This is a genomic window from Acidibrevibacterium sp. (assembly GCF_049965395.1).
In the GTDB taxonomy this organism is placed as follows: Bacteria; Pseudomonadota; Alphaproteobacteria; order Acetobacterales; family Acetobacteraceae; genus Acidibrevibacterium; species Acidibrevibacterium fodinaquatile.
The window spans coordinates 15,851-39,199 of the sequence record NZ_JBMFWJ010000002.1; the positions used below are offsets into that span (position 1 = coordinate 15,851).

Sequence of the window (23,349 nt, forward strand, 5' to 3'; positions counted from 1 at the left end):
ATTCGTGGTTTTCTTGCGGCGCCATTGGACCAGGAGCGAGCCGCCGCCATGAACCCCACCCTCAATCTCCAGCCCGCCGCGTGCCGGCCCTTTGCTGGCATCCTGGAAAATTTTGCGCGTGAGATCGACGCGACCGTGCGCGCCAATGGGCTCGCGGATGGGCTGCGTGCCGGGCTCCGCGCCGCCATTCTCGACTGCCCGCGGCATTTTTTCGTCCAGCGCTACATCGCGCAGGCCGGCGGCAATGTGCATGACCTCGCGAGCGGTTCGGCGGAGGCGCATTTCGGTGCGATCTATCGCGATATCCCGCTCGGCTATGTCGATGCCGCCGGGCAGCCGATGGCGTCGACCAATTCGCAGCCTTCGATCGTGCTGCATCTCCTCGAACTCCTCGATCTCCAGCCCGGCCAGCGGGTGCTCGAGATCGGCTCTGGCGGCGGCTGGATGCTGGGGCTGATCGCGCGCGCGGTGGGGCCGACGGGGGAGGCGGTCGGGGTCGAGATCATTCCCGCGCTTGCGGCGCAAAGCCGGCAATCGCTCGCCGCCGCCGGCATTACCAACGCCCGCGTCCACGCGGCCGACGGGCAGGCGGCGCTTTCCGGGCTCGGCCAGTTCGACCGCATCATCTTCACCACCGGCCTGTTCGAATTGCCGGCGCCATTTTTCGACGCCGTGGTGCCAGGCGGGCTGCTGCTCGCGCCGTTCCAGATCAAGGGTCTCGGCAATGACGTCTTGCTGCTGCGGCGCACCGAGGCAGGCGGATTTCGCGCCGAGGCCTCGCTCGCTTGCTGCTTCATCTATCCGACCGGGGCTCTCGCTTGCGCCGATTACGCGCCGCGCGCCCTGGCCGAGACGCCGCTTTGGCAAGAGGTCGCACTGCGCGAGGTGGTTCGCCTGCCGATGCCGCTCGGCCGCACCCGCTATGCGACGACGCCGTTCTCGCTCGCGACGATTCCCCTCCGTTCCTTCCTCACCAAAATCGAGCCGCGTTTTACGGTATTTGGGCCTGGCGGGATGGGGGTGGGCGGGGCAGGGGAGGGGGTTAACCCGCAGATCGCCGGCGCCGCTGGCGGCAGTTTCGATGTCGCCGGGATCGGCCTCCTCGACGAGGCGGCCGGCTCACTCGCGCTTTGCAATGGCGCCGAACTGATCGGTTTCGGGACCACGGCGGCCGCCGATGCGCTGCTCGGCGCTTATCATGAGTGGGCACGCTGCCTGATGCCGGGGATCGAGGCTTTTGAGGCGACCCTCTGGCGGAAGGCAGAGGCGCCGGCCGGCGCGGTTTGGGCCGAGCCACGCGGCGAGACGGTATTTCACTGGTCACAGAAGCGCGGCTGGCCGCGCCTCGCCCCTTCTCGCGGCTGAGCTTGCGGGCTAGGCTTCCCCGACACAGACATGGAGGAAGCCAGTGAGCGATTTGATCGAAAGCGTGGCCGGGGGCATCGCGACCCTGACCCTGAACCGCCCGGACCGGCTGAATGCCCTCTCGGCGGAGATGCTGGATGGGCTGATCGCGGCGCTGCAACGCATCGCCGTCGACCCCGATATCGCCGCCGTCATCCTGACCGGCGCCGGGCGCGCGTTTTGCGCCGGCGGTGATGTCAAGGCGATGGCCGCGCGCACCGATGACAGCATGGAACGCCGCGCCGCCGAGCTGCGACTCCGCCATCAGCTGATTCTGCTCATCCGCCAATCGCCGAAAATCATCATCGGCGCGATCAATGGTCCCGCTTTCGGCGCCGGGCTCGGCATCGCGCTCGCCTGTGATCTCCGCCTCGCCGCTGAAAGCGCGCGCTTTGGCACGGCGTTCGCGGGCGTTGGATTCTCCGGCGATTTCGGCGGCTCCTACCATGTCACCAAGCTCGCTGGCCCGGCGAAAGCGCGCGAGCTTTATCTCCTCGGCGAGCCGATTGACGCGCGCGAGGCCCATCGCCTCGATCTCGTCACCCGCGTTGTTGCGGATGGGGCGCTGATGACGGAAGCGCAGACGCTGGCCCGCCGCTTTGCCGAGGGGCCACGTCTCGCCTATGCCTATATGAAGCGCAACCTGCTTGCCGCCGAAACCGCTAGTCTCGCCGATGTCCTCGACATGGAGGCCTTCCACCAGGCACGCACCGGCATGACCGAAGACCACCGCGAAGCGCGCGAAGCCTTCGTCGAAAAACGTAAACCCGCCTTCAAGGGAAGATAAACCCCTTCAATTGAAAATTTTTTTGCTTCTTTTTTTATAAAAAAAGAAGGGCTCTCTTTGGTTCTTTTTTGAAAAAAAGAACCAAAAAACTTTTCCCCCGGGCGAGGGTGTCAGCGCGCGGCAAGGGATGCGCGCGGCGTGTATGATGGGCGCCACCAGCGCCGCCGAGACGACCCGACGGACGATACAAGTTGTCCGGGCTCAGAACCTTGCCGCTTGATGCCGAAAAATTAAATAATGCGTGGCAAGTTCGTGCTAAACTAAATGGCGTTGAGATGCAGATGGCGCCGCGCGGCGCCGGCAAAGCCGCCGCCCGATGCGCAGATCAAGGAGTATGCGCATGCCATGGCAGCAGGATGCCACGCGGGGTTGCGAAAATTATACCCGCCACAGGGCGGGTGGACGGTACGGCAGGAAACCAGTCAAGGAAAAAATTCCTTGCGCCGCCACGCAATCCGGCGTAAATCCATGACACCAGTCAGAACAAAAAAAGAACAATTTTCTCCGAGGAGCCAGCCCGCGCCACCTAACCCCTGATTTTCCTCTCAAACAAAGCCACGGAGCGACGATGAGTTTCATCGAAGACCTGTTTTCCCAGTCTCGGCACGCTTACGAGAGCAAGCGCGAAAGTGAGATGTCGCTCGGCGAGTATCTTGATCTCTGCCGTGACGATCCGATGGCCCATGCCACCGCCGCCGAACGTATGGTCGCCGCCATCGGCGAGCCCGAAATCCTCGACACTTCGAAAAATCCGCGCCTTGGCCGCGTGTTCATGAACCGCACCATCCGGGTTTACCCAAGTTTCGCGGATTTCTATGGAATGGAGGAGACGATCGAGCGAATCGTCAATTTCTTCCGATTCGCAGCACAAGGTCTCGAGGAAAGGAAACAGATTCTCTATCTGCTCGGCCCGGTCGGCGGCGGCAAATCCTCGCTCGCCGAGCGGCTCAAGCATCTGATGGAAAAACTGCCGATCTATGTGCTCAAGGCCGGCGATCAGCTGAGCCCGGTATTCGAGAGCCCGCTCGGCCTCTTCGATCCGGAAATCACGGGCGAGGCGCTGGAAGCGCGCTATCGCATCCCGCGCCGACGCCTGACCGGCCTGCTTTCACCGTGGGCGCTCAAGCGGCTCGATGAATTCGGGGGCGACATCACGCGGTTTCGCGTCGCGCGCCTTCACCCCTCGCGCGCGCGCCAGATCGGCGTCACCAAGACCGAGCCAGGGGACGAAAACAACCAGGATATTTCGAGCATGGTCGGAAAAGTCGATATCCGTCAGCTCGAACATTACAGCCAGAACGACCCCGACGCCTACAGCTACTCCGGCGGCCTCAACCGCGCAACGCAAGGGCTGCTCGAATTCGTCGAGATGTTCAAAGCGCCGATCAAGATGCTGCACCCCTTACTCACCGCGACGCAGGAAGGTAATTACGTCGGCACTGAGAATATCGGCGCCATCCCATTCCAGGGCATCATCCTTGCCCACTCCAACGAGGCGGAGTGGCAAAGTTTCCGCAACAACAAGAACAATGAAGCCTTCATCGATCGCATCTGCGTGATCAAGGTTCCCTATTGCCTACGCGTCACCGAGGAAGAACGCATCTATGAAAAGCTGATCCAGGGTAGTGAACTCGCCGAAAGCCCGTGTGCGCCGGGCACGCTCGAGATGCTGGCGCGGTTCTCGGTGCTGTCGCGGCTTCGTCCGCCGGCCTCAGGCAGCCTGTTTTCCAAAATGCGCGTCTATGATGGCGAGAGCTTGAAAGAGACCGATCCTCACGCCAAGTCGGTACAAGAATATCGTGATGCCGCCGGCCTCGATGAAGGCATGGAAGGCATTTCGACGCGCTTTGCCTTCAAGGTTTTGTCGGCGACCTTCAACTACGACACCCAGGAGGTCGGCGCCGATGCGGTGCATTTGATGTATGTGCTCGAACAAGCGATCCGGCGCGAGCAGTTCGGCAATGAGACCGAGAAGAAATATCTCGAATTCATCAAGGCCGAACTCGCGCCGCGCTACGCCGAGTTCATCGGCAACGAGATCCAGAAGGCCTATCTCGAATCCTATAACGATTACGGGCAAAATTTGTTCGACCGCTACGTCGATTATGCCGATGCCTGGATAGAACACCAAGATTTCAAGGACCCCGACACCGGGCAGCTGATGGATCGTGAACTGCTCAATCTCGAGCTGACCAAGATCGAAAAGCCCGCCGGCATCGCCAATCCCAAAGATTTCCGTAACGAGGTGGTGAAATTCTCGCTCCGCGCTCGCGCCGCCAATGCCGGGCGCAATCCGGCATGGACATCGTACGAGAAAATCCGCGAAGTGATCGAGCGCCGTATGTTCAGCCAAGTCGAGGAGTTGCTGCCGGTGATCAGTTTCGGCAGCAAAAAGGAAAACGAGACGGAGAAGAAACACAACGAGTTCGTCCAGCGCATGATGTCGCGCGGCTATACCGAACGGCAAGTCCGTCGCCTCGTTGAATGGTACATGCGCGCGAAGCAGGCGGGCTGAGCGAAGTAGGAAGGCGGAACGGCGCGTGAACATTATCGACAGACGGCTCAATCCCAAGGGCAAGAGTCTCGCCAACCGGCAGCGGTTTCTTCGCCGTGCCAGAAAGCAGATTCTCGATGCCGTTCGCGAAGCGTCGGCGCGCGAGGGCATCACCGGGCCGAGCAATCATCGCATCCGCATCAAGGCGGATACGCTGCGCGAGCCGCGCCTTTATCAATCCGGGCAAGGCGGCGAGCGCTGGCATGTCGCGCCGGGCAACAAGGAGTATGTCGAGGGTGATCGTATCCCACGGCCGCCGCAGAGCGAAGGCGGCGGCCGTGGCGGCTCTCCCGACGGCGACAGCGAGGACGCGTTCCACTTCGTTCTCAGTCGTGACGAATTCATTGACCTTTTTCTTGAAGACTTGGAACTTCCCGATCTTTTGCGCAAGGAGTTACGTGATACCGAAGGCGCGACGCCGCGGCGCGCCGGCTTTCAGATCAGCGGCGCCGCCGCCAATCTCAATCTCGTCCGCACCATGCGCAACAGCCTCTCGCGTCGGATCGCGCTCCGCCGCCCGCGTCCCGAGGAAATCGCGGCGCGCGAGGAAGAGCTTGCGCGTTTACGCGTCTCGGGCGACACAGATCCCGAAACCCTGGCGCGGCTCGCGGCCGAACTCGAGGCCGAGCGCCGCCGCGCCCGCCGCGTGCCATTCATCGATCCCGTAGATGTGCGCTACAACCGTTTCGAAGACGTGCCGCGCCCAGCGGTGAGCGCGGTGATGTTCTGCCTCATGGATGTCTCGGGTTCGATGACGGCGCATATGAAGGATCTTGCCAAGCGCTTCTACAAATTGCTCTATCTCTTTCTCAGCCGGCGTTACAAGCGGGTCGAGATCGTGTTTATCCGTCACACCCATGTTGCCCGCGAAGTCGATGAGGAGACGTTTTTTTCCTCGACCGAATCCGGCGGCACCGTGGTTTCGACTGCGCTCGAGGAAATGGCGCGGGTGTTGCGCGCGCGCTATCCGCGCGAGCTGTGGAACATCTACGCGGCGCAAGCGTCGGATGGTGACAACATGCCGGCGGATAATCCGCATGCCGTCGCCCTGCTTGAGAAGGTGATCTTGCCGGCATGTCAGTATTTCGCCTATCTCGAGGTCGGCCCGGAAGACGAGCGCTATGGCGGCGCAACCGAACTCTGGCGCGCTTATCAGCGTCTCGGGCAATCCGGCCAGCCGATCGCGATGCGCAAAGTCAATCATCGCAGCCAGATCTACCCGGTTTTCCGGCAGCTTTTTTCGCGCGATAAAGCGACACGCAGGGAGGGGGTAGGGTGACCCACCAGTTGGCCGATCGATTTCGTATTTCATCGGGATCGGACTGGAATTTCTCCGATCTGCGTCGCACGCACGACCTAATCGCGGAGATCGCGCGGCGAGAGCTTGGTCTCGATATCTATCCGAGCCAGATCGAGGTCATTACCTCGGAACAGATGCTCGATGCCTATTCCTCGATCGGCTTGCCGTTGATGTATCGGCATTGGTCGTTTGGCAAGCGATTTGCGCGCGACGAGGCGCTCTATCGTCACGGCTATAGTAGCCTCGCCTATGAAATCGTCATCAATTCCAATCCCTGCATCGTCTATGTCATGGAGGAAAACTCCATGGCGATGCAGGCCCTGGTGATGGCGCATGCCGCCTTCGGGCACAATCATTTCTTCAAGAACAATTCTCTCTTCCGGCAATGGACCGACGCCGGCGGTATTCTCGATTACATGGAGTTTGCCAAAAGCTACATCGCCCGTTGCGAGGAGAAATACGGCGAGGTGGCGGTGGAGCGTGTGCTCGACGCTGCGCATGCGCTGATGATGCAGGGCGTGAGCCGTTATCCCCGCCGGCGTGGTTTCGACCTCGCCGATGAGGCGCGGCGCGAAGCCGAACGGCGGGAGGAGGAAGAGCGCACCTTCAACGATCTCTGGCGCACGCTTCCGGAAGGTCGGTCGCCGCGCATTCTCCATCCCGAGCTCGCCGAACGGCAGCGCCTGCTCGGTCTCCCTGAGGAAAACATTCTCTATTTCTTGGAAAAAAAGGCGCCGCGCCTGAAACCCTGGCAGCGTGAGATTCTCCGCATCGTTCGCCAAATCGCGCAGTATTTCTATCCCCAGAAGCAGACCAAGATGATGAACGAGGGCTGCGCCACCTTCGTCCATTACCACATCATGAACCGCCTCCATGAACAGGGGGTGCTCGATGACGGCGGCATGCTGGAATTTCTCTACTCCCACACCAGCGTCGTCTTTCAACCCGATTTCGATGATCCGCGCTTTTCTGGTCTCAACCCCTATGCTCTCGGCTTCGCGATGATGCAGGACATTGCCCGCATCACCACCGCGCCGACCGAGGAAGACCGGGTCTGGTTTCCCGATATCGCAGGCAATGGCGATCCCTATGCGACGCTCCGCGAAGCCTGGGTTGCCTATCGCGATGAAAGCTTCATTCGTCAGTTTTTGAGCCCGGCCTTGATTCGCAAAATGAAGCTCTTTTCCGTTCATGACGATGGCCGCTCCGATCTCGTCGTCGACGCGATCCACGACGAGCGCGGCTATCGCGCGGTGCGGGCGGCGCTTGCCGATTCCTTCGATGTCATCAAGCATGAGCCGGAGATCGAGATTGTCGATGTCGATCTCGACGGTGATCGCCGGTTGCTTTTGCAAAACCGGGTGCATCATGGGGTCATGCTGGAGGGCGAGGATACCGAGCGTGTCCTCGATCACCTCGCGTTTCTGTGGGGCTATGAGGTTAGTCTGGTCGAGATCGACGCGGTGAGTGGCAAAGTGCTCCGCAGCTTCGACGCCGGCCCACCCGACCCGCCCTGAGGCAAGAGCCGGGGGAAGCGCGAGCCGCCGCCGCAGGTTTCCTTTCTCGCGTTCTTGCGCTAGTATCGGGCGCAAGGTGACGCTGGGGAAGGATCGCGGTGATGACGGAAGCTTGTATCGTCGGGTGGGCGCATTCACCCTTTGGCAAATTGGAGGAAAGCGACGTCGAGGGCCTGTTTGCCCGCGTCGCGGGCGCCGCGATCGCCGATGCCGGGATCGCGCCTGCGGAGATCGACGCGGTGTTCGTCGGGCTCTTCAATAACGGCTTTTCTGCGCAGGATTTTCCCTCCTCGCTGGTTTTCCAGGCGGTGCCCGAGCTTCGTTTCAAGCCGGCGACGCGCTATGAAAATGCCTGCGCCACCGGCTCCGCCGCGGTGCATGGCGCGCGGGATTTTCTCGCCTCTGGCCGCGGCCGTTTCGCGCTCGTCGTCGGCGCCGAGAAAATGACCGCAACTCCCGGCCCAGAGGTCGGCGATATCCTGCTCAAAGCGAGCTATCGCCGCGAGGAAGCGGAGATTCCGGCGGGATTCGCCGGCGTTTTCGGCCGCATCGCCGAGCGCTATTTCCAACGTTTCGGCGATCAGTCGGATGCATTGGCGGCGATCGCCGCAAAAAACCACAAGAACGGTGTCGATAATCCCTTCGCGCAGATGCGCAAGGATCTCGGATTCGCGTTCTGCCGCGCGGTGAGCGAGAAAAATCCCTATGTCGCGCCGCCGCTCAAGCGCACCGATTGTTCCCTCGTGTCCGATGGCGCCGCCGCACTGGTGCTGACCGACGAGGAGACCGCGCGCGCCATGGCCAAGGCGGTGCGGTTTCGCGCAACCGCCCAGGTCAATGATTTCCTGCCGCTGTCGCGCCGCGATATCGTTTTGTTCGAGGGGGCTGCGCTCGCGTGGAAGCAGGCGTTGGCGCAAGCCGGGATCGATGTCTGGGATCTCTCTTTCGTTGAAACCCATGATTGCTTCACCATCGCCGAATTGATCGAATACGAAGCGATGGGTCTTGCCGCCCCGGGTCAGGGTGCCCGTATCGCCCTCGAGGGCGTAACCACGGCGGACGGAAAATTGCCGGTGAACCGCTCCGGCGGGCTCAAAGCCAAGGGCCACCCGATCGGCGCGACCGGCGTTTCCATGCACGCGCTGGCAGCGATGCAACTCACCGGCGCGGCCGGCACGATGCAGCTTCCCCGCGCCGATCTCGGTGCGGTGTTCAACATGGGAGGGGCTGCGGTCGCGAATTATGTCTCGATTCTCGAGCCGCTGAAGTAAGGCTAAGACACTCTTCGGTTGGGGAGCACCTGGCCCCCCACCGGAGGATCCCACGGGCTATCCGATGAACGGCGTCAGTGGTTGTGCGCTGCCGATGGCAAAATGATCTGGCTTTTGCTGCATCGCCGCGAGACCCAGGCGAGTGCGAGCGAAAAAATCGCCGCGCCTGCGATCACGAGAACGAGATAGAGCATTTCTCCCCCAGTCATCGTTCGCCTCCTCGTTGGCCATCACCCGTCGCCATGGCAGCCGAGGAGGGGAAAGGGTGCCTTGATCCAGATCAATCGTAACGATTATCTAATTATTGCGCAAAAGCGGTCCCGGCCGGCCGCCGAGCGTCGCCGCCAGTGCGCTCGCGCCGAGCAGCAGGATCAACCCCATCGCCCCGAGCAGCGGCCACGCTAATGCGCCTGGCAGGAATACGAAATCGACATCGAGAATGAAGCGCAGCACGCCATAGCTCGCGCCGCTTCCGATGACGACAGCGATCACGCTGGCGGCAAGACCAAGGCTTCCGAATTCGGCGAGCCAGGCAAGTACGATCTGCGCTCGGCTGGCGCCGAGCGTCTTGAGAATCACCGCCTCCTGCCGCCGCCGCCGCTGCCCGGCGGCAACCGCGCCGGCGAGCACCAGGGCGCCAGTGATCAGCGTGAGCCCGCCGGTCGCGAGTAGCGCGGCATCGATCCGCGCGAGCAGGGCGGCGACGCTCCGCAGCACCTCGGCGAGGGGAATGCCGGTGACGTTGGGCAGCGCGTCGGTGACGGCGCGGAGCAATCGCCCTTCGCTCGCGGGCGGCGCATGCAGAGCGGCGATGAAGCTGTGCGGCGCGTGGGTGAGGGGGGCTGGGCTCGCCACCATCACGAAATTGAGGTCGAGCGAAGACCAGTCGATGGCGCGGAAATTGGTGACACGGAAATCGATCCGCCGGCCGAGCACGCTCAGCGTCACGCTATCGCCGAGATGAAGGCCGAGCCCGGCGGCGATATCGGCGTCGAAGGAGAGCAGCGGCGGCCCGGCATAATCGGCCGGCCACCATGGCCCGGCGACCAGCCGGGTGTTCGCCGGCGCGGCGGCGGCATAGGTGAGGCCACGATCGCCGCGCAGCACCCAGGCAACGTCCGGCCGCGGCGTGATCTTCGACACCGGAACTCCACCGATCGCGACGATGCGGGCGCGGAGATTGGGCACTTCTTCCACCGCGCCGGAAGGTACCTCGGCCTGGATGATGGCATGGAAGCGGGCACGCTGGTCGGGCTGGATATCGATGAAAAAGAGCGAGGGCGCATGCGCCGGCATCTCGGCGATGATGTCGCGGCGAAGATTGGCAGCGATCAGCGCGACCGTCGCCAATGTCGAAAGCCCGAGCCCGAGCGAGAGCAGAATGACCGGGCTCGCGGCGCCGGGGCGATAGAGATTGGCAAGGCCGAGGCGAAGCGCCGGCGAGGCGGCAAACCGCCCGAGCCGCGCGAGACGCATGAGCGCGACGGCGCCGGCGCGGAGCAGCAAAAACGCCGCCGGCACGGCGAGGCAGAACCAGAGCGCAAGACGCCGATCAGGGGTCGCGGCCAGTGTGAGCCCGGCGAGCGCGAGCCCCAACCCGGCGGTCGCCGCCGCAACCCGCGCCCCCGGCCAAACCGCGGCCGGCAGCACATCATCACGAAACAGCGCTGCCCCCGGGATCCGCACGCCGCGCGCCAGCGGCCAGAGAGCGAACGCCGCCGCGGTCAGGGTGCCGTAGAGCCCGGCGAGAAGAAGCGGCCCGAAGCGGATCCCGCCCGGGATCGCAACCCCAAGCCCGGCCCGCACGACCCCGGCGAGCACGAATGGCGCCACCGCCCCGATCGCAAGCCCGGCGAGGATGCCTGCAAGCGCCAACGCCGCGATCTCGGTCGCCGAGACGGCGAAAATCAGCCGGTTGGACGCGCCGAGGCAGCGCAGAATGGCGACGCTGCGGGCACGCGCCTCGATCCAAGCGCGCACCCCGTTGGCAACCCCGATTCCCCCCATCAGCAGTGTCGTGAGGCCAGCGAGCGCGAGAAAGAGCGCGATACGATCAAGGAATCGCGCCAGCTCGGGTGCTGCGTCGCCGGCGTCGCGAATGCGGAGCCCGAGGGCTGCGAAGCGCGCGCGAAGTTCGGCGGCGAGCCCCGCCGGCGCCACCGGCAAGGTTGCACGAAGTGCGTGGTCATCGAGGCTGCCCGGCTGGATCAGCCCGGTCGCGGCGAGCGCCGCGGTTGAAATCAGCACCCTTGGGCCGAAGAGGCCGCTGCTTCCCACCCGGTCGGGCTCATCCACCAGAACGCCGCGCAGATCGAATTCCGCCTCGCCAAGCTTGAGCCGCGCCCCAACCGCAACGCCGAGCCGGTCGAGCATCGCGGGCTCGACCAAAAGCCCAAAGCGGCCATCGCGCGGCGCAAGCGCGTCGGCGAGCGGCTGCGGCGGGGCAAGCGTCGCGGCACCCACCAGCGGCCAGGCGCCATCCACCGCCTTGAGCTCGACCAGCGCCCGCGCCCCGCTCGAGGCGACGAGCAGCGAGCGGAGCCGCACCACCTCGGAAAGCGTGGCGCCGCGGGCGCGAAGCCAGTCCGCGACCTCGGCCGGGACCGGCTCCGCCCCGGCCGCGACCTCGATATCGCCGCCGAGAATTCGCCGCCCGTCAGCGGCAAGCCCGGCCGCGACCCCGGCCCTGACGGCGCCGACCGCGGCAATCGCGCCGACGCCGAGGGCAAGGCAGGCGAGCATCAGCCACCAGCCCCGCCCGCCGCCATGCCGCAAGTCTCGGAACGCCAGCCGCAGAGCCAGTGTCATGATGTTTCCGGCGCCCGCTCAGGCGACAAGGCGGCCATCGGCGAGATGCAACCGGCGCCCGCAGCGCGCAGCCAGCGCGGGATCATGGGTGACGAGCAGGAGCGTGGTCGAGTGCGCTTGTTGCTCGGCAAACAGTAGCGAAATGATCTCCCGGCCGGTCGCCTGGTCGAGATTGCCGGTCGGCTCGTCGGCGAGGATCACGCGCGGCGCGGCGCTGAAGGCGCGGGCGATGGCGACGCGCTGCTGTTCACCGCCGGAGAGCTGGCCCGGGAGGTGGGTGAGGCGATGGCCAAGCCCGACCGCGTCCAGGCAAGCGCGTGCCCGCGCCCGGGCATCGGCGCGGCCAGCAAGTTCGAGCGGCACCGCGACATTCTCGAGCGCGGTCATCGTCGGGATCAGGTGGAAGGCCTGAAAAACGATGCCGACATGCTCGCGCCGGAGACGCGCTAGCGCGTCTTCGCCAAGCCGGGTGAGGTCATGCCCGGCGAGCGTGATGGTACCGGCGCTCGGGCGCTCAAGGCCGGCAAGCAGCATGAGCAGGCTGGTCTTACCCGAACCCGAGGGGCCGAGCAGCGCGACGGTTTCCCCCGGCGCGATGTCGAGATCGATGCCATGGAGGATGTTGACGGGTCCGGCGGCGGCGGGCACCGTAAGCGTCAGACCACGAGCGCGGATGAGCGGCGCGAGATCGGATGCGGCGGCGAGAGGGCTCGGGATATCTCTGAGATCGTCCATGACGGCAGCATATGGCATTGACCGCGCCAAACGCGAGGGCGCGAGGGCGGCGCGGCGCCTGTCCGCCCTGCTGGCAACTCTCGTCTTGCTCGCCGCGGCGCCGCAGCAAACCCCGGTCCGTGTCCTGGTGCTCGGCGATTCGCTTGCCGCCGGCTATGGTCTCGCGCCGGAAGAGGGGTTTCAGGCGCTCCTCGCGGCGGGCTTGCAGGCGCAGGGGCTCTCGGTCAAACTAGAGGATGGTGCGGTCTCTGGCGATACCAGCGCCGGCGGGCGAGCGCGGCTCGATTGGCTGCTCGGCGACGATCCAGGATCAGCGGCCGAGGCCGTGATCCTCGAACTCGGCGCCAATGACGGGCTGCGTGGCGAGGCGCCGGCGGTGATGGAAGCCAACCTCGCCGCGATTCTCGACCGCTTGGCGGCACGCCATATTCCGGTGCTGCTTTGCGGCATGTATGCGCCGCCGAATATGGGGGCTGAGTACGGCGCGCGGTTTCGGGAGGTGTTCGAACGGCTTGGCAAGCGCCCAGGGGTGATTTTCGAGCCGTTTTTCCTCGAAGGCGTCGCGGGCGATCCTTCCCTCAATCAGGCTGACCATTTGCACCCCAATGCGGCGGGGGAAAAACGGGTGGTCGCGGCGGTGTTGCCCTATGCTGTGCGGCTGCTGGCTGCGGTGAAAAAGGGGAAGGCGACGCCGTGATCCGGCTTTTTGTTGCGCTTGATCTGCCCTGGCCGCTCCGCGAACGGCTGGCGCTGCTCGCCGGTGGCTTGCCGGGGGCGCGCTGGATCAGCGCCGAGAATTATCATCTGACACTCCGCTTTATCGGCGAAACACCCGGCCATCGCGCCGAGGACGCCGATCTTGCTCTCTCGTCGCTCCGCGCCCGCGGTTTTTCGCTCACTCTGGCCGGGGTCGGCACTTTTGAGAAGGCTGGCAAGCCGGCGGCGCTTTGGGCTGGGGTCGAGCGCAATCCTGCCCTCGACCATCTCCAGACCAAGATCGAGACCGCATTACAGCGCGCCGGCTTCGCCGCCGAGCGCCGGCGATTCGTGCCGCATGTCTCGCTCGCCCGGCTCGATAACCCGCCCGGCGACAAGCTCGCGGCGTTTTTGCAGGCGCATAACCTGTTTCGCGCGCCGCCGGTGCCGGTCGAACATTTCACTCTGTTCAGCTCGCGCCTCGGCAAAGAGCAGGCGGTCTATACCGCCGAGGTGGATTACGCGCTTGGCTGAGACGCCCACGACCGATCCATTGACCGCGCTGGCGGCCGAGGCCCGCGCCTGTGTGCGTTGCGCCGCCGAATTGCCGCTCGGCCCGCGGCCGGTGTTCCGCGTCTCGGCGACGGCGCGGCTTCTGATCATCGGCCAGGCGCCGGGCACGAAGGTGCATGAGAGCGGGGTGCCGTTCACCGATGCCTCGGGCCGGCGTCTTCGCGCCTGGCTCGGGATCGATGAAGCGCTGTTTTATGACACCGCAAAGGTTGCGATTCTGCCGGTCGGTCTCTGCTATCCCGGGCGGCTTGCGCGCGGGGGCGATGCGCCGCCGCGCCCGGGCTGCGCTGCTCTCTGGCATCCGCGCTTTCGCCCGCTGATGCCGGGGATCGCATTGACGCTACTGGTCGGCGGTTATGCCCAGGATTTCGTCCTCGGGCGTGGCCGGATGAGCGAGAGAGTGGCTGATTTTCGTCGCTATTTGCCGCATAATCTGCCCCTTCCGCATCCTTCCTGGCGCACCACCGCTTGGGAGCGGGCGAATCCCTGGTTCGGTGCCGAACTTTTGCCGGCGCTGCGCCGCCACATCGCGAGGCTGCTGGCATGAAACGCGCACTGCGTTGGCTATTCGGGGTTGTTCTGCTCGGCCTACTCGCCTTGCTCGGCGCGGATTATCTCGTCTGGCGCTGGGCTGGGGGGATGATCACCGCGAGCTATGACGGTTGGCGGGCGGCGCGCCAGGCGGAGGGATGGGCGGTCGAGAGCGGTCCCGCGCATCTCACCGGCTGGCCCTTCGCCGCCCGGCTGGTGGTGCCGGATTTCGCGCTCAAGGGCGGGGCGGCGATGCCGGGCGGGGTCGCGCTCAATCTCCCCGAACTCGACCTCACGGTTGCCCTCACCGCGCCGGGCGATCTCCTCATCACCCCGCGCGGCACGGCGCGCGCGACACTCGGGCTCCTGCCGCCGCTCGCGATCACCGCCGAGAGCGCGGCGCTGCACACCAGCCTGACCGCGACGGACGCGGTATCACCGCTCGCCGGTGAGATGCGGCGCGTCACGGTGCGGCCAGATCAGACGCCGAAAGAGGTGGCCTCCGGGCTGGTTCTGACGATCGACCGGGTCGATTTTCTGCTCTCGAGCACCGCCGAGCCCGCCGCTTTGACGCTGCATGGCCAGGCCGGCGGGATCGATCTGCCGGCGGCGATAGCGTGGCCGTTCGGTGCCCATATCGGCCGCGCCGCGCTCGATGCCAGCCTCACGCCGCCGCCGGCGGCCGGTCGCGATTTTGCCGCGACCAAGGCCGCCTGGCGCGCCGACCATGGCACGCTCCGTCTCGCCGCCACTCTCACCGATTGGGGGGGGACGACGATGTCGGGCGAGGCAAAGCTCGACCTCGATGACACCCTCGCGCCAGAAGGCGTTGGATTTCTTCATCTCATCGACCCCGATGCTGCGGTCGCCAGCCTCGCGCGGCAGGGGATAATCGCCGACGCTTCGGCGCAGGCGCTGGGCGCGGTTTTGCATCTCCTTGCCCATCCGGCGGCGGAAGGCGGCAAGCCGGAAGTCGATCTGCCGCTGTCGCTTGCCGCGGGTGTGGTCTCGGCGGGCGGGATTCCGCTATTTCGGCTTACGGATGCCGGCGTGAGCACACCATGAAGCCGTTGCCGAACACATAAACGTTTTTGGTTATTTTTTACAAAAAAGAATGCCTTCGCCTTTCCCTACCGCCCGATCAACCCGCCGGCGAGGAAGCCGCCATCGGCGGCGAGGATTTGGCCGGTGATGAAGCTCGCCGCGTCGCTGAGCAAGAAACACGCGGCGGCGGCGATTTCGGCGGGCGCGGCGTAGCGATGCATCGGGGTTTCGCGTGACCAAGCGGCGCGGATCGCCGGGTCGTGCATTTCGGCGACGAGCGGGGTTTCGACCGGGCCCGGGGCCAAGCAGTTGACGCGCACCCCGACGCCCGCCAGTTCGACCGCCATCACCTGGGTCAGGGTCGCGACGCCGCCTTTGGAGGCGCCATAGGCGGCGCGGCCGATATTGCCGCGCTGACCGGAGACCGAGCCGATGGTGACGATGGCGCCGCCGCCGGTCCGCGCCATCTCGCGCGCCGTGGCTTGCGCGACGAGGAAGGTGCCGCGCAGATTGACCGCCATCATGCGCTCGAACTCGGCGAGCGGGGTTTCGAGGAACGGCAGATCGCGCCCGATCCCGGCCGAGGTGACGAGACAATCGATCCGCCCAAAGCGCGCCTTCGTCGCTGCGATGAGGGCGGCGACCGAGGCCGGATCGGTGACATCGGTGCGGAACGGCAGGATGCCGCCACCCACCAGCGTCGCCTCCGCCGGGGCGATGATATCGGCGGCGATGACGCTGGCGCCCTCGCGCGCCAGGGCCTCGGCGATGGCGGCGCCGATGCCGGAAAGCCCGCCGGTGACGAGGGCGGTTTTGTCGGAAAATCTCATGCCAGCGGCCCGACCACCGAGGTCAGCGCCCCCCAGGCTTGGGGGCCGAGGCGCTTTTGCCATTCGGCGTAGAAGCCGGCGCTTTGGAGGGCGGCGCGAAACGCCGTCGGATCGGTCTCAAACACCGCCATGCCTTGCCCGTGCAATGTCGCGCCGAGTTCGGCGTTCATCTTGGCGACATCGGCGCGCTCGGCCATGGCGCCCTGGTTGAATTCGTGGGTCACCAGATCCTGCAGATCAGGCGGCAGGCGGGCGAGCGCATCGGGATTGGCGAGCATCCAGTAACCATCCCACATATGATTGGTGAAGCAGAGATTTTTCTGGACCTCGTAAAGTTTCGCGGTCTCGATGATGGCGAGCGGGTTTTCTTGGCCGTCGACGATATGGGTCTGGAGCGCGGAATAGACCTCGCTGAAATTGATCGAGGCGGGGGCGGCGCCGAATGCGCGAAACAGGCTGGTCCACAGCGGGCTGACCGGGACGCGGATCTTAAAGCCGTGAAGATCGGCCGGGGCCTGGATCGGCCGCGATGCGGTGGTGATCTGGCGATAGCCGTTGTCCCAGATTTTTTCATAGACATGGAGGCCGCGTTTCTCGATCTCGCCGCGGATATAGGCGCCGACCGGGCCATCCATCGCCGCCCACACCTCGTCATAATTCTTGAACGCGAAGCCGATGCCATTGAGGGACGCGGCGGGCACCAGGGTCGCGAGAATGGGCCCCGAGAGGGTGAAGAATTCGAGCGCGCCGCCGCGCAACTGGCTGAGCGCGTCGGTATCGGAGCCGAGCTGGTTGTTGGGGAAAACCGCGATCTCGAGCCGGCCGCCACTTGCCGCCTTGATGCGCTCGGCGGCGGCCGTGGCGTGGATGTTGAGGGGGTGGGTCGCGGGCAGGTTGCTCGCGTATTTATAGCTGAATTCCGCCGCTCGCGCCTTTCCTCCGATGGCGAAGACGGGCAGGCTGAACGACGCGGCGAGGAGCGCGCGGCGATGCATCATGGGTTCCTCCCGAGAGCAAGGGCGGTTTTTTGGTGGCCGAAGCGGGCAAACGGGGCAGTATTGTGGCGAAGGATGTGCGGGATGGGAAGGGCGCGACGCTCGCCGTCATTCTCGCCGGCGGCGCCGCGCGGCGGATGGGGGGCGCCGACAAGGCCACGATCCTGCTCGCCGGGCGGCCGCTGCTCGCTCACGTCATGGCGCGGCTGGCCCCTCAGGTTGCGGCGATGGTGGTGAGCGCCAATGGCGATCCCGGGCGCTTTGCCGCCTTCGGCCTTCCGGTGCTCGCTGATCCCGTCGCTAATCGCCCGGGGCCGCTCGCCGGGATCCTCGCGGCGCTGCTCTGGACGCGGACGCACCGGCCGGAGATCGCCGATATCCTGGTCGCGCCGGTCGACACACCATTCCTCCCCGACGATCTCCGCGCCCGCCTCGATCAGGCGCGGCGCACGGCGGGACGGCCGCTGGCGATCGCTGCCTCGGCAGGGCGGCGACACCCAACGGTTGCGTTGATGCCGGTCGCTGCGGCGCTTGCTTCCGATCTCGCGGCGCGGCTGGCGCGCGGCGAGCGGCGGGTCGGCGCATTTTTTTCCGCCCATGGCGCGGCGATCGCCGATTATGGCGAAGGCCAGCCCAATCCCTTCCGCAACCTCAACACGCGCGATGACCTTGCCGACGCCGACGCCGAAGCCGCGCCCGATCGACCCAGCGGCAGCCTCTTGGCAAGATGAGAGCAACGCCCGACAAAACGAGAATAGCCGAAAAACGAAAGGACAGAGATGACCGAAACCCTCTTGCCGCTGACCGATCGCCAGCGCTTCACCGTCTGGAGCGAAGAGCGCGCGCGTTATGGCGACACTGACCGCCAGGGCCATGTCAATAATGCGGTTTTTGCGACATTTTGTGAAACCGGCCGGGTCGAGCTGTTCCACAGTCAGGACACTCCCTTCGCACCGCCCGGGACGGAGTTCGTCATCGCCCGCCTGACGCTCGATTTTCGCGCCGAGATCCTCTGGCGCGAACGCATCGCCATCGGCACGGTGGTGCTCGGTCTCGGGCGCTCCTCCTTCACCCTTGGCCAGGGGCTGTTCCGCGGTGATGTCTGCGTCGCAACTGCTGAGAGTATTCTCGTTTTGATGGATCTCGAGACCCGCCGCGCAACCCCTTTGCCGCCACGCTTGCGCGCGCGCCTCGCGACGCTCGCTTGCCCGCCTCTGGCGGAAGCGGCGGCGGTCGGCGGCGCGGAAAAAATCCAATAAGTTGAAACTAAACATAACAAAATCACGTGACAAACCTAGCCGAGACAGCGATACTCTCGACTATTGATACGCTTTGAAAGGGATGGGATCGCCGCGGCGCCTGCCTGCGGCAGGGGACGCCTGTGGGGGGGCGTGGCGGTTATTTGTGCCGCCACGATTTCTGGTAACGGGTTATCAATGCTTTATCCTGTATCCGTCAATGGTTGAATGATCGGCTGCCAGCGCCCGAGTCATGGCTGAGCTTGGAAACGCAAAACGCGCGATGACCCTGATTGCCATTCTTGATGACCGGGTAACCAACCGCAATATCTTCTCTCGGCTTGCGGCGACGCTCGAGGAAGGCGCCGAAATACGCGCCTTCGGCGATCCACGCGCGGCGCTCGAAAATCTCGCCGCGTCAGACCCCGATCTGGTGATCACCGACTTCAAGATGCCTTACATGGACGGGGCGGAATTCACGCGCCGCTTCCGCGCCTTACCCAACGGCGCCGATGTCCCGGTGATCGTCATCACCGTCTATGAGGATCGCGGTTTTCGCCTGCGCGCGCTGGAAGCCGGCGCCACCGATTTCCTGCAAAGTCCGGTCGATCACCAGGAATTCATCACCCGCGCGCGCAATCTCCTCAAGCTCAGCAAGCAGCAGCGCTTGATCAAGAGCCGTGCCCTCTCGCTCGAACACGAACTCGCGGCAAGCGAGCAGTCCCGCCAGGCGCTTTTGCGCGACAGCCGCGAGCGACTGGCGCAGGTGATCGACACCGTGCCGGCGATGATCAGCGCAACGGACGAGACCGGGACCTATATTTTCGTCAACGCCTATCAAGCGAATTTCTCCGGCGTCGATCCTGAGCGCTGCATCGGCATGGATGCAGTCGCGACCTTCGGGCCGGCCTATGCGGCGCGCAGCCGGGCGCTGGATCGGCTGGTGTTCGAAACCGGCGAGGCGTTGCCGGCCTATGAGGAGGAGATCATCGACCGGACGGGGATGCCGCGGGTGTTCCTCACCACCAAATCACCGCTTCGCGATACGTCCGCCAAGGTGGTGAGTGTGCTGACCTCGGCGATCGACATCACCGAGCGCAAGCACGCGGAAAGCCGGCTTCGTCACATCGCCCATCACGATCAGCTCACAAGACTTCCTAACAGATTGTTATTGCAGCAACAATTGCAACGGGAGCTAGCCCGCAACCGCCGTGGTGGGCGGTTGTTTGCGCTCCATTTCATCGATCTCGATCGCTTCAAGGATGTGAATGACGCGCTCGGCCATCAGCTCGGCGATCAATTGCTGCACGCGGTTGCAGGACGTCTGCGCCATGTCGCGTGCGAATCCGATACCGTCGCGCGGCTCGGCGGCGATGAATTCGCGATCCTGCAAACCAAGGTTCGCGAGCCCGAGGACGCCGCTATCCTCGCCCGTCAGGTCATCGAGTCGCTCTCGCAGCCCTTCGGCATCGACGGCCAGACCCTGACGCTTTCGGCGAGTGTCGGAATAACCCTCTACCCCGCTGACGGCGGTGCCCTCGATGAGCTTCTGCGCAACGCCGATCTCGCGATGTATCGCGCCAAGGCCGATGGCGGGGCGAGCTTCCGATTTTATTGCGCCGACATGAACCAGAATGTGCGCGAGGCGATCCGCCTCGAGGCCGATCTCCGCCAGGCGGTCGCGCTGGGTCATTTCGTACTGCATTTCCAGCCGCAGGTGGCTGTCGAAACCGGCCGCATCGTCGGCATGGAGGCGTTGCTCCGCTGGCAGCGCCCGGGTGTCGGCCTCGTCAAGCCGGGCGAGTTCCTGCCGGTCGCCGAGGAGACCGGGTTGATCGTGCCGATCAATACCTGGGTGTTGCGCGAAGCCTGCCGTCAGGCGCAAAGCTGGCGCGCACGCGGCCTGCCGCCGCTGCGCCTTGCGATCAATCTCTCGCCGGTGCAATTCCGTCGCCAGAACGTGTTCGACGTGGTCTCGGAAACGCTGCATGAAACGGGTTTCGACGCTAATTTCCTCGAACTCGAGCTTACCGAGACCATCCTGATGGAAAATGCCGAGGCGTCGGCGCGCACCTTGCGCACGCTGCAGGCGCTTGGGGTCACTTTCGCGATCGACGATTTCGGCACCGGCTATTCTTCGCTCAGCTATGTCAAGAATTTCCCGGTCGATCGTCTAAAAATTGATCAATCCTTCGTGCGCAATCTCAAGACCGACCCAAGCGATACCGCGATTGTTCGCGCCATCATCAATCTCGGCCACAGCCTTGATATCGCTGTCGTCGCGGAAGGCGTCGAAACCCGCGAGCAATTCACCCAGCTTGCGGCCGAAGGGTGCGACGAGGTGCAGGGCTATCTTTTTGGGCCACCGCTCACCGCCGATGATTTCGCGGCGCTGATCGAGAGAGGGCATACCCTGCCGTACCTCGCCTGAAACCGCCGTGAGGGAGTTAAAGAATTGCCGGAATGGCGTCGCCGTTGACGAAGTTTCATGACATATTAGTCGCCGATGGCCATAAACAGGTCATCGACCATCCTGGCGCGGCAACGCAAGGGGGCGGGCATGCTTAAGTCACTTGCGGGCGGTATGCTGCGCCGGGCCGCGGAATTACGGCGCGCCTCGCGCAGCGGCGAAATGGATATTTCGCTCAATCGCTTGGTGTTCATCGTCGCGATGATCATTTATGTCGCGGTGATTCCGGGGCTGCACGCAGCGGGGCCGGTGATGGTGCTGGCGTTGCTGACGCTTGCCACGGTCGGCTTTCTTTGTCATCAGCTCTGGCGCCCCGCACAATCCAGCTTTCGCATCCTTTTGGGCTTGGTCAGCGATCTTGGCCTGCTCTCATGCGCTCTTCATGTCGGCGGCGGGCTGACCGCCGTGCTTTATCCAATGTTTCTGTGGATCGTTCTCGGCAACGGCTTTCGCTTCGGCGTCCGTTTTCTCATGACGGCGATGGCGCTCGCGGTGGCCGGCTTCGCCGCTGCGGCCGTGACCACGCCCTATTGGCGCGACCAGCCGGCCCTCAGCCTCGGCCTCGGCATCGGCCTTATCATCCTGCCGCTCTATGCAACGACCCTGATCCGCAAGCTCTCCCAGGCCAAGGAGGCGGCCGAGGAGGCGAGTCGCGCCAAGACGCAATTTCTCGCCAGTGTCAGCCACGAATTGCGCACCCCGCTCAATGCGATCATCGGCTTCGGTCAGTTGCTCGTTGAAACCGGGCTCGATGGCGAGCAGGCCGGCATGGTGCGTACGATGACCGCGGCTGGGCGCACGCTGCTCGCGATGATTTCGAACATTCTCGATTTCTCGCGCCTGGAAGCCGGCAGGATGCCGCGCCAGGCCGAGGATTTCTGTCTGCGTGCCCTGCTCGCGGAGGTGCGCGACATGGTCGCAGCCGCGGCCGCCACCAAGGGGCTGCGTCTTGGCCTGCACATCACCGCGCGCACCCCGCCGCGCCTCTTGCATGGTGAGCGCGGCCATCTCCAGGAAATCCTTCTCAATCTCGCGGCGAACGCGGTGAAATTCACCGCCCAAGGCGAGGTGGTGATCGCCGCCGACGTCGCGGTGGGCGAAGCCGGGCGCGTCATCCTGCGCTGCGAGGTGAGTGACACCGGCATCGGCATCGCCCCGGAAGCGCGGGAGCGGATTTTCGAACGCTTCACCCAGGCAGACGCCAGCGTTCTCAACCATTTCGGCGGCACCGGCCTTGGTCTTGCGATTTGCCAGAAGCTCGCGCATTTGATGGAGGGCGAGATTGGCGTCGAAAGCACGCTCGGGCGCGGCAGCACGTTCTGGTGCGAGATTCCGCTCCAACTCACCCAAGTGGCAGCGGCAGACGATATGGCTGGGCGCGCGCCGATTCCACCGCTTGCGCTGATCACCACCGATCCCGCTCTCGCTTTGCGTCTCGTGCCGCAAGGAGAGGGCGTCGCGCCGCGGGTCTTCGCGTCGCTGGCCGCCGCGAAAGCCGCCTTGGCCGCGGCCGCTGACACCCCGCCCCTTCTGCTCCTCGACGAACGCCATCCCGAAGCCGAACGCGGCGCTCTTGCTGGCGCTGGAACTCTGCCGCCCATCGCGCTGGTGGCGGATGCCACCACTCTTGCGCCCGGTCTCGCGGCGGTCGGACTTCGTGCGTTTGCCAGCACCCGTCTCGCGCCCGAGCCGGCCGCCCTTCGCGCTGCTCTCGCCCTCGCCGCACCCATCGATCAGGCCGCATCATCGCCGCCCGTGATCGAGCCTTCCGGGCGCACGCTCCACATCCTGCTCGCCGAGGACAACCGCACCAACCAGAAAGTCGTGACCAAAATCCTCGAACGCGCCGGCCATACGGTGCGGATCGCGGAAAACGGTGAGCAGGCGCTCGATGCCCTCGAGGCTGAAACCTTCGATCTCGTTCTCATGGACGTGAATATGCCGGTGATGAGCGGGCTGGAGGCCGCGAAACTGCATCGCTTCAGCGAGCTTGGTGGCGAGCGGGTGCCGATCATCGCGTTGACCGCCGACGCAACCGAGGCGGCGGCGCAGCAATGTCGCGAGGCTGGCATGGATGATTGCCTCACCAAGCCGATCGAGCCGGAGCGCCTGTTGCGCGCCATCGCCGCGCACGTGCCCGATGCGCCTTTGGTCGCGGCCGCGAGCCCGGCGGTAACCGAAATCACCAGCCATCCCCGGTTTCGTCCCGCCAGCGCCGGCGCGATCGATGCCGCCGTGCTCGCCGATCTCCATGCCTTGGGCGGCAATGATTTCGTCATTGACTTGATCGATTCGTTTCTCGTAGATTCCTCCGACGTCGTTCACGAGATGGCGGCGGCGGCGGCGGCGGGTGATTCTAACGCTTTTCGCGCACACGCGCATGCGCTGCGCAGTGCCGCGGCCAATATCGGCGCGAAAAGCCTGTTCGAACTCTGCCTCTCCTGGCGGCTGATCCGCAGCCAGGAACTCAACCGTGAAACCGAGGCTCTAATCCCGCGCCTCAACGCCGAGATCGAGCGGGTTAGTGCCCAGCTTCTGGCGCATCGCGCCCATCTCGCGGTCAATGCACGCGAAGGATAGGGCACGCGAAGGATCG

Annotated in this window: 19 protein-coding genes; 14 read left to right on the forward strand and 5 right to left on the reverse strand. The window is 64.8% G+C overall.

Annotated features, from left to right (window positions below; translation table 11 throughout):
• Positions 1–48 precede the first annotated feature (48 nt).
• The 6 genes from ACP5M5_RS01060 to ACP5M5_RS01085 all read left to right on the forward strand — a co-directional run bounded on the left by ACP5M5_RS01060 (position 49) and on the right by ACP5M5_RS01085 (position 8,833).
• Entirely contained in the window at positions 49–1,365 is a 1,317-nt protein-coding gene (locus tag ACP5M5_RS01060; RefSeq protein WP_427934963.1) for a protein-L-isoaspartate O-methyltransferase family protein, read from the forward strand.
• A 43-nt stretch (positions 1,366–1,408) separates the two neighbouring features.
• Positions 1,409–2,191: an enoyl-CoA hydratase gene (locus ACP5M5_RS01065; protein ID WP_427934964.1), complete on the forward strand. Its 783-nt coding sequence runs from the start codon at positions 1,409–1,411 to the stop codon at positions 2,189–2,191.
• A 568-nt stretch (positions 2,192–2,759) separates the two neighbouring features.
• Positions 2,760–4,706, forward strand: a complete 1,947-nt coding sequence (locus ACP5M5_RS01070; protein ID WP_427934965.1) for a PrkA family serine protein kinase — start codon at positions 2,760–2,762, stop codon at positions 4,704–4,706.
• 25 nt (positions 4,707–4,731) lie between these two features.
• Entirely contained in the window at positions 4,732–6,024 is a 1,293-nt protein-coding gene (locus tag ACP5M5_RS01075) for a YeaH/YhbH family protein (protein ID WP_427934966.1), read from the forward strand.
• Positions 6,021–7,562 carry a SpoVR family protein gene (locus tag ACP5M5_RS01080; RefSeq protein WP_427934967.1) on the forward strand — a complete coding sequence of 514 codons (1,542 nt, stop codon included), beginning with the start codon at positions 6,021–6,023 and terminating at the stop codon, positions 7,560–7,562. The genes ACP5M5_RS01075 and ACP5M5_RS01080 overlap by 4 nt, the downstream gene beginning before the upstream one ends.
• Before the next feature lie 101 nt (positions 7,563–7,663).
• Entirely contained in the window at positions 7,664–8,833 is a 1,170-nt protein-coding gene (locus tag ACP5M5_RS01085) for an acetyl-CoA acetyltransferase (RefSeq protein ID WP_427934969.1), read from the forward strand.
• A 74-nt stretch (positions 8,834–8,907) separates the two neighbouring features.
• Here ACP5M5_RS01085 and ACP5M5_RS01090 read toward each other — a convergent pair whose 3' ends face one another.
• From ACP5M5_RS01090 to ACP5M5_RS01100, 3 genes are all read right to left on the reverse strand, one after another.
• Positions 8,908–9,042, reverse strand: coding sequence for a hypothetical protein (locus ACP5M5_RS01090; RefSeq protein ID WP_427934970.1), 135 nt, complete (start codon positions 9,040–9,042; stop codon positions 8,908–8,910).
• Between the two features lie 88 nt (positions 9,043–9,130).
• Complete coding sequence (locus ACP5M5_RS01095; RefSeq protein ID WP_427934971.1) at positions 9,131–11,641, reverse strand: ABC transporter permease; 2,511 nt, start codon at positions 11,639–11,641, stop codon at positions 9,131–9,133.
• Positions 11,642–11,659: 18 nt separating this feature from the next.
• Positions 11,660–12,376, reverse strand: coding sequence for an ABC transporter ATP-binding protein (locus tag ACP5M5_RS01100; RefSeq protein ID WP_427934972.1), 717 nt, complete (start codon positions 12,374–12,376; stop codon positions 11,660–11,662).
• Between ACP5M5_RS01100 and ACP5M5_RS01105 the strand changes: the two genes are divergently transcribed.
• The 4 genes from ACP5M5_RS01105 to ACP5M5_RS01120 are packed head-to-tail and all read left to right on the forward strand — an operon-like array spanning position 12,375 to position 15,241.
• A complete protein-coding gene (locus ACP5M5_RS01105) occupies positions 12,375–13,073 on the forward strand; it encodes an arylesterase (protein WP_427934973.1) in 699 nt (232 codons plus the stop codon). The two genes, ACP5M5_RS01100 and ACP5M5_RS01105, sit on opposite strands and share 2 nt — an antisense overlap.
• Entirely contained in the window at positions 13,070–13,606 is a 537-nt protein-coding gene (gene thpR / locus ACP5M5_RS01110; RefSeq protein ID WP_205215976.1) for an RNA 2',3'-cyclic phosphodiesterase, read from the forward strand. The genes ACP5M5_RS01105 and thpR overlap by 4 nt, the downstream gene beginning before the upstream one ends.
• On the forward strand, positions 13,599–14,192 hold the full coding sequence (locus tag ACP5M5_RS01115; protein WP_427934974.1) for a uracil-DNA glycosylase family protein: 594 nt from the start codon (positions 13,599–13,601) through the stop codon (positions 14,190–14,192). Before thpR ends, ACP5M5_RS01115 begins: the two co-directional genes overlap by 8 nt.
• Positions 14,189–15,241, forward strand: coding sequence for a DUF2125 domain-containing protein (locus ACP5M5_RS01120; protein ID WP_427934975.1), 1,053 nt, complete (start codon positions 14,189–14,191; stop codon positions 15,239–15,241). The genes ACP5M5_RS01115 and ACP5M5_RS01120 overlap by 4 nt, the downstream gene beginning before the upstream one ends.
• Before the next feature lie 65 nt (positions 15,242–15,306).
• On the opposite strand, the gene ACP5M5_RS01125 is transcribed toward ACP5M5_RS01120, so the two are convergent.
• Together ACP5M5_RS01125 and ACP5M5_RS01130 are read right to left on the reverse strand one after the other, a co-directional pair.
• The gene (locus ACP5M5_RS01125; protein WP_427934976.1) at positions 15,307–16,050 is read right to left on the reverse strand and encodes an SDR family NAD(P)-dependent oxidoreductase; all 744 of its coding nucleotides are present in this window, start codon (positions 16,048–16,050) and stop codon (positions 15,307–15,309) included.
• Entirely contained in the window at positions 16,047–17,048 is a 1,002-nt protein-coding gene (locus ACP5M5_RS01130) for a TRAP transporter substrate-binding protein (RefSeq protein WP_427934977.1), read from the reverse strand. Before ACP5M5_RS01130 ends, ACP5M5_RS01125 begins: the two co-directional genes overlap by 4 nt.
• Positions 17,049–17,080: 32 nt before the next feature.
• On the opposite strand from ACP5M5_RS01130, the gene mobA reads away from it, so the two are divergent.
• The 4 genes from mobA (at position 17,081) to ACP5M5_RS01150 (ending at position 23,333) form a co-directional block, all read left to right on the forward strand.
• Complete coding sequence (gene mobA / locus ACP5M5_RS01135; RefSeq protein WP_427934979.1) at positions 17,081–17,776, forward strand: molybdenum cofactor guanylyltransferase MobA; 696 nt, start codon at positions 17,081–17,083, stop codon at positions 17,774–17,776.
• Between the two features lie 48 nt (positions 17,777–17,824).
• Positions 17,825–18,304: an acyl-CoA thioesterase gene (locus ACP5M5_RS01140; protein ID WP_427934981.1), complete on the forward strand. Its 480-nt coding sequence runs from the start codon at positions 17,825–17,827 to the stop codon at positions 18,302–18,304.
• 262 nt (positions 18,305–18,566) lie between these two features.
• Positions 18,567–20,714 (forward strand): putative bifunctional diguanylate cyclase/phosphodiesterase, encoded by a 2,148-nt coding sequence (locus tag ACP5M5_RS01145; protein ID WP_427934982.1) that lies wholly within the window; start codon positions 18,567–18,569, stop codon positions 20,712–20,714.
• A gap of 129 nt (positions 20,715–20,843) precedes the next feature.
• A complete protein-coding gene (locus ACP5M5_RS01150; protein WP_427934983.1) occupies positions 20,844–23,333 on the forward strand; it encodes a response regulator in 2,490 nt (829 codons plus the stop codon).
• Positions 23,334–23,349: the final 16 nt, after the last annotated feature.